9 protein-coding genes and 1 riboswitch are annotated in these 12,506 nt (G+C 64.3%); of the genes, 4 read left to right on the forward strand and 5 right to left on the reverse strand.

Annotation, left to right across the window (positions count from 1 at the left end; translation table 11 throughout):
* Positions 1-2: 2 nt before the first annotated feature.
* The 3 genes from LPA34_RS23175 to LPA34_RS23185 all read right to left on the reverse strand — a co-directional run bounded on the left by LPA34_RS23175 (position 3) and on the right by LPA34_RS23185 (position 5,936).
* Positions 3-3,134: an MdtB/MuxB family multidrug efflux RND transporter permease subunit gene (locus LPA34_RS23175; protein ID WP_228982655.1), complete on the reverse strand. Its 3,132-nt coding sequence runs from the start codon at positions 3,132-3,134 to the stop codon at positions 3-5.
* Positions 3,135-3,151: 17 nt separating this feature from the next.
* On the reverse strand, positions 3,152-4,657 hold the full coding sequence (locus tag LPA34_RS23180) for an MdtA/MuxA family multidrug efflux RND transporter periplasmic adaptor subunit (RefSeq protein WP_228982657.1): 1,506 nt from the start codon (positions 4,655-4,657) through the stop codon (positions 3,152-3,154).
* Between the two features lie 442 nt (positions 4,658-5,099).
* Positions 5,100-5,936 (reverse strand): IclR family transcriptional regulator, encoded by an 837-nt coding sequence (locus LPA34_RS23185; protein ID WP_228982660.1) that lies wholly within the window; start codon positions 5,934-5,936, stop codon positions 5,100-5,102.
* A gap of 599 nt (positions 5,937-6,535) precedes the next feature.
* Here LPA34_RS23185 and LPA34_RS23190 point away from each other — a divergent pair.
* Positions 6,536-7,297 carry a YoaK family protein gene (locus tag LPA34_RS23190; RefSeq protein WP_228982663.1) on the forward strand — a complete coding sequence of 254 codons (762 nt, stop codon included), beginning with the start codon at positions 6,536-6,538 and terminating at the stop codon, positions 7,295-7,297.
* Positions 7,298-7,667: 370 nt separating this feature from the next.
* Entirely contained in the window at positions 7,668-8,042 is a 375-nt protein-coding gene (locus tag LPA34_RS23195; RefSeq protein WP_228982664.1) for a lysozyme inhibitor LprI family protein, read from the forward strand.
* Positions 8,043-8,130: 88 nt separating this feature from the next.
* Here the strand turns inward: LPA34_RS23195 and crcB are convergent, their stop codons facing one another.
* Positions 8,131-8,511, reverse strand: coding sequence for a fluoride efflux transporter CrcB (gene crcB / locus LPA34_RS23200; protein WP_228982666.1), 381 nt, complete (start codon positions 8,509-8,511; stop codon positions 8,131-8,133).
* Between the two features lie 76 nt (positions 8,512-8,587).
* Positions 8,588-8,656: riboswitch (Fluoride riboswitch) on the reverse strand.
* A gap of 165 nt (positions 8,657-8,821) precedes the next feature.
* Between crcB and LPA34_RS23205 the strand changes: the two genes are divergently transcribed.
* Complete coding sequence (locus LPA34_RS23205) at positions 8,822-9,202, forward strand: DUF190 domain-containing protein (protein ID WP_228982668.1); 381 nt, start codon at positions 8,822-8,824, stop codon at positions 9,200-9,202.
* Between the two features lie 40 nt (positions 9,203-9,242).
* Here LPA34_RS23205 and LPA34_RS23210 read toward each other — a convergent pair whose 3' ends face one another.
* A complete protein-coding gene (locus tag LPA34_RS23210; RefSeq protein ID WP_228982674.1) occupies positions 9,243-10,445 on the reverse strand; it encodes an ammonium transporter in 1,203 nt (400 codons plus the stop codon).
* Between the two features lie 405 nt (positions 10,446-10,850).
* Between LPA34_RS23210 and LPA34_RS23215 the strand changes: the two genes are divergently transcribed.
* Positions 10,851-12,482, forward strand: a complete 1,632-nt coding sequence (locus LPA34_RS23215) for a sensor histidine kinase (RefSeq protein WP_228982676.1) — start codon at positions 10,851-10,853, stop codon at positions 12,480-12,482.
* The last annotated feature ends 24 nt before the right edge of the window (positions 12,483-12,506 follow it).

Consider the following 12,506-nt stretch of genomic DNA (forward strand, 5'->3'; position numbering starts at 1 on the left):
GCTCAGTTCCCCGCATCGGTGGCCGGCGGCGCGTCGTTCGGCGCATCGTCACGGTGAAAGCGCGCGCGCACGCGCCGCGCGAGCGAATCGAAGCCGAGATAGATGACCGGCGTCGTGAAGAGCGTGAGCAGCTGGCTCACGATCAGACCGCCCGCGATCGCGATACCGAGCGGACGGCGCAGCTCGGAACCGGCGCCGGTTCCTAGCATCAGCGGCAGCGCGCCGAGGAGGGCGGCCAGCGTCGTCATCAGGATCGGGCGGAAACGCAGCAGACACGCCTGATAGATCGCCTCGCGCGGCGATTTGCCCTGTTCGCGTTCGGCTTCGAGCGCGAAGTCGATCATCATGATCGCGTTCTTCTTCACGATGCCGATCAGCAGCACGATGCCGATGATGCCGATGATGTCCAGATCGTGACCGGTGATGAGGAGCGCGAGCAATGCGCCGAGACCGGCCGACGGCAGCGTCGAGAGAATCGTGATCGGGTGGATGAAGCTCTCGTACAGTACGCCGAGCACGATATACATCGTCACGATCGCGGCGAGTATCAGGAACAGTTCGTTCGACAGCGACGCCTGGAACGCGAGCGCCGCGCCCTGGAAACGCGTCTGGAACGAAGCGGGCAGGGCGATCTCTTTTTCCGCCTGATCGATCGCCTTCACCGCCGCGCCAAGCGACGCGCCGGGCGCGAGGTTGAACGACACGGTAGTAGCGGGGAACTGGCCCAGATGCGTGACGAGGAGCGGCGCGGGTCGCTCGTGGAAGCTTGCGATCGAGTTGAGCGGCACCTGGCCGCCCGTCGAGGTGGAAGAGGGCAGATAGATCGAATTGAGCGAATCGATGTAATGCTGCATCGTCGGCTGCGCTTCGAGAATCACGCGGTACTGGTTCGACTGCGTGAAGATCGTCGAGATGATGCGCTGGCCGAACGCGTCGTAAAGCGCGTTGTCGACCGTGGCCGGCGTGATGCCGTAACGCGCGGCCGTCGCGCGATCGATTTCGACGTACACCGACTGTCCGTTTTCCTGCAGGTCGGTGGCGACGTCCGCGAGTTCGGGCGACTGCTTGAGCCGGTCGATGAGCTTCGGCACCCACGTCGCGAACTCGGTGATATTCGGATCGGTCAGCAGGAACTGGTATTGCGTCGGGCTCACGGTCGAATCGATGGTCAGATCCTGCACCGGCTGCATGTAGAGCGACGCGCCCGGAATATGCGCGACGTCCTGCTGCAACTGGCGGATCACCTGGCTCGCGGTGTTGCTGCGGTCGTCGCGCGGCTTCAGGTTGATCAGCATCCGGCCGCTGTTGAGCGTGATGTTGCTGCCGTCCACCCCGATGAACGACGTGAGGCTTTCCACATCCGGATTTTTCAGGATCTGGGTAGCGAGTTCCTGCTGGCGCTCGGCCATCGACTGATACGACACCGACTGCGGCGCCTGCGTGATCGCCTGGATCACCCCCGTGTCCTGCACCGGGAAGAAGCCCTTCGGAATCACCACGTAGAGCAGCGCGGTGAAGACGAGCGTGAGCAGGGCGACGAAGAGCGTGGAGCGCTGGCGATCCAGCACCCATGTGAGCGCGACCGCGTAACGGCCGATCACGTAATCGATGAACCGGTGCGCCTTCGCCTCGAAGCGATGGCTCTCCTTGGGCGGCGTGTGACGCAGCAGCTTCGCGCACATCATCGGCACGAGCGTGAGCGACACCACCGCTGAAATCACGATCGTCACCGCCAGCGTGATCGCGAACTCATGGAACAGGCGCCCGACCACGTCGCCCATGAAGAGCAGCGGAATCAGCACCGCGATCAGCGAAACCGTCAGCGAGATGATCGTGAAGCCGATCTGCTTCGAGCCCTTTAGCGCCGCTTCGAGCGGTGGATCGCCTTCTTCCACGTAACGTGCGATATTTTCGATCATCACGATCGCGTCGTCCACGACGAAGCCGGTCGCGATGGTGAGCGCCATCAGCGAGAGGTTGTCGAGCGAGAAGCCGCACAGGTACATCACGGCGAGCGTGCCGATCAGCGAAAGCGGCACCGACAGGCTCGGAATGATCGTCGCGTAGATGTTCGCGAGGAACAGGTACATCACGAGCACGACCAGCACGACCGACATCAGCAGCTCGAACTCCACGTCGCGCACGGACGCGCGGATCGTGGTGGTGCGGTCGGTGACGACCTCGACGTCGAGCGCCGCGGGCAGCGACTGCTGCAACTGCGGCAGCAGCTTCTTGATGTTGTCGACCACCTGGATCACGTTCGCACCCGGCTGGCGCTGCACGTTCAGGATGATCGCCGGCGTGTTGTCGACCCACGCGCCGAGTTTCGTGTTCTCCGCGCCCTGCACGATGGTCGCGACATCCGTCAGCATGACCGGACGGCCGTTCTTGTACGCGACGACCGCGCTCTTGTACGCGTCGGCGTCAGTTAACTGGTCGTTGGCGTTGATCGTGTACGCGCGCGTCGGGCCATCGAAATTGCCCTTCGGCGTGTTCACGTTCAGGTTCGAAATCGTGGTGCGCAGGTCGTCCAGATTCAGGCCGTACGACGCGAGCGCACGCGGGTTCGCCTGAATCCGCACCGCCGGCCGCTGGCCGCCCGAGAGGCTCACGAGACCCACGCCCGCCACCTGCGAGATTTTCTGCGCGAGACGCGTGTCGGCCAGATCCTGGACCTGTGTCAATGGCAGCGTCTTCGACGTGATCGCGAGCGTGATGATCGGCGCGTCGGCCGGATTCACCTTCGCGTAGATCGGCGGCGCGGGCAGGTCGGACGGCAGCAGGTTGCCCGCCGCGTTGATCGCGGCCTGGACTTCCTGCTCGGCGATGTCGAGCGGCAGGTCGAGGCTGAACTGCAGCGTGATGATCGACGAGCCGGCCGAGCTTTGCGAAGACATCTGGTTCAACGACGGCATCTGCCCGAACTGCCGTTCGAGCGGCGCGGTGACCGACGACGTCATCACGTCCGGGCTAGCGCCCGGGTAGAAGGTTTGCACCTGGATCGTCGGGTAGTCGACTTCCGGCAGCGCCGACAGCGGCAGGAAGCGCAGCGCGACGAGCCCGACCAGCATGATCGCCGCCATCAGCAGGGCGGTGCCGACCGGGCGCAGGATAAAAGCGCGGGATGGATTCATTCGGTATCAGCCGTGCCTTATTCCGCCGACGCCTGTGACGCGTGCTTGTGACGGCGCGCGCCCGATGCAGCGGCAGCACCCGATGCGTGGGCCGTACCCGACGCAGCCGACGCAGCCGACGCAGCCGACGCAGCCGACGCAGCCGATGCAGCCGATGCAGCCGATGCAGCCGATGCAGCCGACGCAGCCGACGCACCGGCCGCGCCCGAAGCAGCCGGAATTGTGATTTTCGCGCCTTCACGCAGGCGGTCAGAACCGTCGATCACGACGCGCTCGCCGACCTGCAGGCCGGACTGGATGCTGGTGCGCTCTCCGTCCACCGGCCCGACCTTTACCTGCCGCACGGTGACCGTGTTGTCCGGCTTGACCACATACACGAATTGTCCCATCGAACCGTTGAGTACCGCCGACGTCGGCACGATGACGGCATCCTTGATGGCGTTGACGAGCAGGCGCGTATTGACGAACTGGTTCGGGAACAGCAGGTTGTTCGGGTTCTGGAACATCGCGCGCAGCTTGACCGTGCCGGTGGTGGTGTCGATCTGGTTGTCGACGGTTTCGAGGTAGCCCGCTTCGAGCGACGTCGTATTGCTGCGGTCATAGGCCGTGACCGACATCTTCGTGCCCGTGCGCATCTGCTTCGTGATGGCCGGCAGATTGTCTTCGGACGTCGTGAACAGAATGCTGATCGGTTGAAGCTGCGTAATGACGACGATGCCGTTCGTATCGCCCGGAGTCACGTAGTTGCCCGGATCGACCTGGCGCAGGCCCACCCGGCCCGAGACCGGCGCCGTGATGCGCGCATAGACGAGATCGAGCTTGAAGGTATCGATGTTCGCCTGGTCCGATTTGACCGTGCCTTCGTACTGTTTGACGAGCGACGCCTGCGTGTCCACCTGCTGCCTCGCGATCGAATCCTGCGAGAGCAGCGTCTGGTAGCGCTTCAGATCGAGGCGGGCGGTCTGCAGCAGCGCCTGGTCTTTCGCGAGCGTGCCCTCGGCGTTCTCAAGCGAGATCTGGTAGGGACGCGGATCGATCTGCGCGAGCACGTCGCCCTTTTTAACCATCTGGCCTTCCTGGAACGCGACGGTCTGCAGGATGCCGCTCAGCTGGGTACGAACCGTGACGTTCGCAAGCGGCGTGACCGTGCCGAGCGCGGTGAGCACCACGGGCATTTCGCCCTGCGTCGCCGTGGCGACGTGTACCGGCTGCGGCACATTGGCGGCATTGCCGCCGCGACCGCCGCGACCAGCGCGTGCGCCGCTCGCGCCACCGGCACCACTGGCGCCGGCGGCCGTGGCGCCGCTCGCGCTGCCCCACGGATGCGAGCGCACCAGTACGATGCCCGCGATCACCACGACCGCGACGATCGCGGCGATCACGCGGCCGCGGTGCCGCTTCGGCGTGGGCGGCGTGCCGTTGCCGGATCCGCCCGGACCGCCGGGTGTGCCAGCGGCACCGGCCGGTCGTTGAGCGGAGTCATGAGGGCGTGGCGTTTCCGGATGCTTTTGTTGTTCGTCCATCGGTTCGGTCAGGTGGCTGGCGTGGAATCGGAAATATGGATTGGCGCGCGGCGCGTTGCCCGGCGCATGCACGACATCATCGGTAACAGGCTGCCGGCAGGCATTCCGCGTGCGATGCCGGGCACGTGCTGTGCCGGCTCTTACGCCCCGGCTGATACGTTGATGTCTGTGCCTGCGCGATGCTACGCGAGGCGCGCGGAAAAGAGGTTACACGTGTAATGTTCGGCGACCATGAAAATGCAACGCCGGGTAGCGCGCGACGCGTTCGCGATGGCCGGGCCAGGTCGGGCGGCGGCGCGTGCCGTCGCGGCCGAAAGCATGATGCTACGTCCCGCCCCTTGTTACAGTCCAGCGACGTATTTTTCGTTTGATTACCCTGGTTAGAGAAGTGCAAGGCCGGAGCGTTGGGTCCGCGCCCTGGGTTCGACGTGTGACGGGGTGCTCAGTTGTCGAGCCGGCGGCCGGGCGTGCCTCCCACTTCGTGGACGATTTTCTCGATGCATTCGAGAAGGGCGGGTGCCGCGCGCTCCATCAGCCATTCGCGTGGGCACTGGTGCGCGGAACCCCCGCAATTGACTGCGTAGCGCTCGCCCGAGGGCCCGACGAAGCCGGCCGCGATCGCGTTCAGCCCTTCGTGCCATTCGCCCACGGCGATCGCGTAGCCGCGGAAGGCGGTTTCCCGCAACGCGGTATGCAGCCGGTTGCCCAGATGGCCCCAGTCATCGCCGGTCGCGGCCTGCACGCCGACGAGCAGTCTTTCGCGTTCCGGTTCGCTGAGCGCCGCCAGATACGCCCGGCCGACGGCCGTGCGGCACATGTCCATCCGCGAACCCACCTCGAGACGCGATACGAGCACCGCCGAGCGTGGCCGGATCGCGTCGATCACGACCATGTCGAGCCGGTCGCGCACGGCGAGATGCACCGAAAGAGCGGTCCGTTCGGCCAGCTCGATCAGGAAGGGCCGTGAGCGGGCGCGGATATCGAAATTACGCAGAAAACCGTTGCTCAGTTCGAGCACCGAGGAGGTCAGCACGAAGCGCTCGCTGTCCGGCAGGCGGAACAGGTAGCCCGCGCCGACGAGCGTGGCGGTGATGCGCGAGACGGTCGGCTTCGGAATGCCGGTGAGTTCGGTGAGCTCGCGGTTGCTGAGCGGCGCATCGGCGGCGGCGATCCGCCGGAGGACCGTCAGACCGCGTGCCAGTGCTGTCACTTCGTCGCCGGAACCTTCTTTTTCCTGAAGGGGATCGGCGTTGCCGATAGACGTTTGTCGCTTGTTCATGTCGTTTTTATGGAACTGTATTTCAATTTAATTGCTTTAATCGACCGGGCGTACGGATAACACAAAATCCCTGCAAACCTTTTCAAGTGGAGTATTCAGCGGTTTCTTATGATGATTCATTGTATCGGAAGGCTCGGTGTGGGCACGCAGACGTGGGATACTTTTTGCTTGACTTGGTCAGCATAAACATAAAAAATGGAATTTCATTTCGAAAGACGATCTACTCATCTTTGTTTCGAATCTTTTCGTCGCGTGGCTGAACGGCACCGGGTGCGGGTTCAGGCTGGAGCTTAAGGGTTTAGGCAGAGCCTGATGGGAGCGTTCGAATTTCGGATCCCGTCTCTCAGGTTCTAGCACGGCCCTCGGAATGGCTAGAACTTTTCAAGGCGTCACGGTTACGTGACGCCTTTTTTTTGGCCTGCGCTGGTAAAACCAGATTCGCACAAGGTTCGGTTCGCCCATTTCTGATATTTCGCCCCGGTCCGTCGCTGCCCTGGCGGGGGCGAGGCGCAGGCGACTGGTAGACTGGCAGGCAATTCAGCCGCCGCGCCGGCAGTGTGGGCTCCGCGCGGACATTGTTTCGGGAACGGATCACCATCATGCCGATCAACTATCTCCGGGCGTTCACCTCGCCCGCCCGCACGGACAGCTCAAACCGGCGGCTGGGATGCGCGCTCGCGTTCGTCGCCGGTGCCGCGAATGCCGGCGGCTTTCTGGCCGTCGGTCAATACACGTCTCATATGTCGGGGATCGTCTCTTCGCTCGCGGACAACCTGATTCTCGGGCAGGTGGCATTCGTCGTTTCCGCGGCGGGATCCGTGGCCTCTTTTCTGGCCGGTGCCGCGACCTCCGCCGTGCTGATCAACTGGGGACGCCTGCATCGCGCCAGGAGCATCTACGCGACGCCGCTGCTGCTAGAGGCGATCCTGTTGCTCTGTTTCGGGTTGCTGGGTGCAAACCTCGAAGCACACCGTGTCTTTTACATACCGACGACGGTTGCGCTGCTGTGTTTTGTGATGGGCCTTCAGAACGCGATGATCACGAAGATCTCGAAGGCTGAAATCCGGACCACGCACATGACGGGTCTGGTGACCGATATCGGAATCGAGCTGGGCAAGGGCCTCTACTGGAATCGCGGCACACCGCTGACCGCTCCGCACTATGTCCGCGCCGATCGCCGCAAGCTCACGCTGTTTGCTTCCCTGCTCGGCATGTTTCTGGCCGGAGGCATTACAGGCGCATTCGGGTTCAAGCAGTTCGGCTTCGTCGCGACAGTGCCGCTGGCCGCCGTGCTCCTGACGTTCGCCGGGGTGCCTCTCGGTGACGATCTTGCATCGTTGCGCCGTCGCGGGCGGTTCTGAGACGGCGGTCTTTGCAGCCGGTGCCGGGTCGTTGTCGCATACGTGCAGGTGAAACCGTCGACGCCGGAACAATGCGAACGCATCTGTGAAAAAAAGAAGGCACGGCATCAAGCCGTGCCCGCGACAGGAAAAGGACAGACAGGGTATGGAGGCGTTGTCCTTCGTTCGCAAAAATGGCCGACCCGGGAGGTCAGCCGTTCGATAACCAGTGCATCGAAGGTTACAGTGCATCGCGGCGGGGATACAGGCCGTCCGGTCGAAAACACTGGTTGGGAAAAGCGAACAATGACATGCCCATGCAGCGTCGCAAAGGGCGGGAAACGAGGCTTTACACTACATGTTCCTCGCTTCCGGTCCGGATGGTCGTTCAATGTCTGATCGCTCATTAACGCTGAATCGCCACCTGTTCCGTTATGTGTTCGCGACGTTTTTCGTCACGTTGCCGATGCCGGCTGCGCATGCGGCGAGTTTCGACTGCGGGCAGGCGAAACAGCCCGACGAGCGCGCGATCTGCCGGTCGCGGCAGTTGAGCGAGATGGATGTGGAAATGGCGGTGCGTTATGGCACGCTGACGGGTCTCGTCGCCATGGGCACACGCGGCGACATGCAGGACGAGCAGCGCGCCTGGCTGCACGCGCGCGCGGCTTGCCGTGGTGACCGGCGCTGTCTGCGGGCCTCGTACACGAAGCGCATCGACGTGCTGAAACGCGAGTACGAACAGCTGAAAAGCCGCGGACCGTTCTAGCGCGAACGCGAACGCGAACACGAACCAGCGTACCGGCGGGCAGCGCGTTCCGGACGCGCACACACCCGGGCGAAGGCGATGCCCGGACTTACCGCGTGACGAGCGCGACGGTGCCGAGGCCGAGCAGCGTCATGGCGAGCGAACTGCCGACGTGAATGGCTATCTCGGCGGCGGCCCAGCCGGGCCGGCCCTGCTGCAGATGGCCGACGACTTCGGCGGAAAACGTCGAGAACGTCGATAGTCCGCCCATCAAGCCGGTGATCACGAAGAGCCGCCATTCGGGCGCGATGCCCGGATATCGCGCAAATACCGCGATGGCGAGGCCGATCACATATCCAGCGAGGATGTTCGCCGCGAGCGTGCCGAGCGGCAGCGCAGGCAGCACGGCATTGAGCCGCAGACCGAGAACCCAGCGAAGCAGTGAACCGAGTGCGCCGCCGATGCCGACAGCAAGAATGGACAGATACATTGTTGTTAGAGATCCAGGCAGGTCGGTAAACCGGGGCGTATGCGGGCAGACATGGCACTGCCCGCCGGTTTCCCGGACGAGGGCAGGCATCATCAGCCACAAGGGCGGTTTAGGGACAACGGAGAATGCCATCTCCGGCCCGCAGTCTATCACCGGGGCGCCGCGTCAGCGGGTCGCGGCGGCCTTCGTGCGGATCGGCACAGCAACACGGAAGGCGTAAACTAGAATGAAACGACGGCCGCCGCCGATGCGATTTTCGCCTCGCCGACGGGCCCGCCGCCGGAACATCGCTCCTTGCCGGAGACCGTTCATGAAGGGCTACCAACTCACTTTCTACACCGAGCAGAACCACCGGCACGGCCGGCAACCGGTGATCGACTGGCTGCTTGCGAAGGCGAAGCACGCCGGCATTCAGGGCGCGACCGTCATCGCGGCGGCCGAGGGCGTCAGCCACGCGGGCGTGCACCATGCCGCGCGCTTTTTCGAACTGACCGACCAGCCGATGCAGGTCATTTTCGCGGTCACGGAAATCGAGTCGGAACTCATGCTCGACGCAATCCGCCGCGAAAACCTCCACGTGTTCTACACGCGCTGCCCGATCGACTTCGGCGTGCTGGGAGGAGACCTGCCGGCGCCGCGCCGGACGAAACTGTCTTCGCTGTTTCATCGCGTGCACCGCCCGGCGCATTGAACGGGCGCCCGATGCGCTCGATCCGGCAGCCGGGCCGCGTTCAGCCGGCGGTCTCGCGTTCTGGCGTCGACGTGATCCGGTGAATGGAGAGGTCGGCGCCGTTGAACTCGTCTTCCTGATCGAGGCGCAGCCCGACGGTCATGCGAATCGCACCGTAGACGAGCGTGCCGCCAAGCGAAGCCACCACGATGCCGCCCAGCGTGCCGACAATCTGCGCGCCGAACGACACGCCGCCGAGTCCGCCGAGCGCGTGCAGCCCGAAAATGCCCGCGGCGATGCCGCCCCATGCACCGCACAGGCCGTGCAGCGGCCACACGCCGAGCACGTCGTCGATCTTCCAGCGGTTCTGCACGCACGTGAACATATAGACGAAGAGCGCGCCCGCGATGCCGCCCGTCACCAGCGCACCGAGCGGGTGCATGACGTCGGACCCGGCGCACACCGCGACGAGCCCGGCGAGCGGACCGTTATACGTGAAGCCCGGATCGTTGCGGCCGGCAAGCCAGGCCGTCAGCGTGCCGCCGGCCATCGCCATCAGCGAATTGACAGCGACCAGGCCGCTGATCTTGTCGACGGTCTGTGCGCTCATCACGTTAAAGCCAAACCAGCCGACCGTCAGCACCCACGCGCCGAGCGCGAGGAATGGAATATTCGACGGCGGATGCGCGGCGATACGGCCGTCGCGGTGATAGCGTCCGTGGCGCGCGCCGAGCAGCAGCACCGCGGGCAGGGCGACCCAGCCGCCGAACGCATGCACCACCACCGAGCCCGCGAAATCGTGGAACGGCGCGCCGAACGTCGCGGCGATCCAGCTCTGGATCCCGAACCGCCCGTTCCACACGATGCCCTCGAAAAACGGGTAGATGAAACCGACCAGCACGAACGTCGCGAAGAGTTGCGGATTGAATTTCGAGCGCTCGGCGATACCGCCCGAGACGATCGCCGGAATGGCGGCCGCGAAAGTCAGCAGAAAGAAGAAGCGCACGAGCGCATAGCCGTTGTGGGCCGCGAGAAGATCGGCCGGTTCGAAGAACTGCACCCCGTACGCAATCGTGTAGCCGATGAAGAAATAGGCGATCGTCGATACCGAAAAGTCGACGAGAATCTTCACGAGCGCGTTGACCTGATTCTTTTTTCGTACCGTGCCAAGTTCGAGAAACGCGAAGCCCGCATGCATCGCGAGCACCATGGCGGCGCCGATCAGCAGGAACAGCGTGTCGGTGCCGGTTTTCAAGCTTTCCATCCGTAAGTCCCGATTTGCGCAAAAAACGGGCACGGAACGCAAGAAATGGGCCAAAGAAGGGCCTGACATTGACGATCTCGGTGCATGCGGGCACCAGCATGGTTTTCCCGGTTTCACGGATGATCTTCTCGCTGGTTCGAGTGGTGGCGTGTACGCACCATTTATGTGCTTGATTCTCGAAACCGGGCGCTGAACGTCCCATATCGGGGCGATATTTTCGATTTTGTTTACGCATTTATTCGGTTTGGTAACGGCTGTGAGTGACGATGCCCGGTTGTGGGAAGGGACATCTGAAACCCGGTGCCTCGCGACGCGCATGTCGTGCCTTTGTCATCCCGTGCAAACGCCGACATAATGGCCGTCGCAACGCAGCGTCCGCTACGTACAGTTTTTCCTTTCGCGCGCATGAGACTGACTACCAAAGGCCTGTTGCTGATCGCGATTCCCGCGCTGTTCGAACTCGCGCTGCTGGCGGGCGTCGTCGAGGCGCAGGCCGATGCGACCGATGCCGAACGCTGGGCGCTGCACAGTCAGGTCGTGCTGCGCCAGACCACCGCGATCCTCGAACCCGTGCAGTTCGAATCGGTGCGCCTGCGCGGTTCGGCCGTCGGCGGTGACGCCGGCGCGGCCACGCCGATCGCGATGTGGATGGACATCGACCGCCGGATCGACCAGCTCGTCGAACTGGTCGCCGACAACCCGTCGCAGGTGGAACGCGCGGTGCGGATCCGTCAGGCGATCCAGTCGTACCGGCAATGGTCCGACCGGATTCAGGACCTGCTGCGCTCCGGGCGCCGCGCCGACGTGCTCGAACGTTTTCGCGATCCGGGCGCCGAAGCTGTGCTCGATCAGGTGCGCACGCAGGTGGCCGCGTTCCAGCAGGAGGAGCGGCGGCTCGACGTCGCGCGCACGGAAGCAGCGGCGCGCGCGCGCGGGCGTCAGCAGATGCTGGTTGTCGCGGCGGTGACCGGTTCGATCCTGTTCGTGGCGATCGCGTTCGTGCTGCTCGCGCGCGGCCTGCGCGGCCGGCTCGCCGCGTTGACCGGCAATGCGCGGCGTCTTGCGCAAAACCAGCCGCTCGCGCCGCTCACCCCGGGCACCGACGAGATCGCGCGGCTCGATGCCGCGTTGCACGACACCAGCCGGCGGCTTCTCGACGCTGACCGCATGCAGGCACGCTTTCAGTCGGATCTCGCGCGCCGCGCCGGCGAGCTTGCCCGCATCAACGAAACGCTGCGCCAGCAGACGCAGGAAAACGAGATGTTCATTCACAGCGTGTCGCACGATCTGCGCTCGCCACTCGTCAACCTGCAGGGGTTTTCGAAGGAACTGATCCACGCGTGCGACGACCTGCGCGCGGCGGTGCGCGCGTCGTCGCTGACCGACGCGCAGCGCGCGCACATCGGGCATCTCATCGACCAGGACATCAGCGAGGCGCTACGTTATCTGCAGACGGCCGTGCTGCGCGCGTCGCACATCATCGACGCGCTGCTGCGGCTTTCGCGCGTGGGGCGCGTCGAGTACCGGCATCAGCACGTCGACGTCGGCGATATCGTGCAGCGCGTGATCGATGCGATGCAGGTATCGATCCGCTCGCGCGGCGCGCAGATCGTGGTGCGCGAACTGCCGACGGTCTGGGGCGACGCGACCGCGCTTGAACAGGTGTTCGGCAACCTGATCGGCAACGCGGTGAATTATCTGGACCCGGTGCGGGCAGGGCGCATCGAGATCGGCACGACTGCCGGGCCGCCGGGCGTGCATTCGCTACGGATTTTCTACGTGAAGGACAACGGGCTTGGCATCGCGGAAGTCGCGCTGCCGCGACTGTTCGGCGCGTTCCAGCGGCTGCACGGCAACGTCGCGCCTGGCGAAGGAATCGGCCTCGCACTTGTACGGCGGATGGTGGAGCGGCACGGCGGCCGCGTCTGGGCGGAATCGGCGGAAGGCGTCGGCACGACGTTTTATCTGTCGTTGCCGGAGGCGGAGCAGGTGACGCGCGATGCGCCGGAAAGCATCGTCAGCGAGGCGAAAACCTGACGTGCGAAGGTACCGCGCGCTTTC

The organism is Paraburkholderia gardini (genome assembly GCF_907164575.1).
Taxonomy (GTDB): Bacteria; Pseudomonadota; Gammaproteobacteria; order Burkholderiales; family Burkholderiaceae; genus Paraburkholderia; species Paraburkholderia gardini.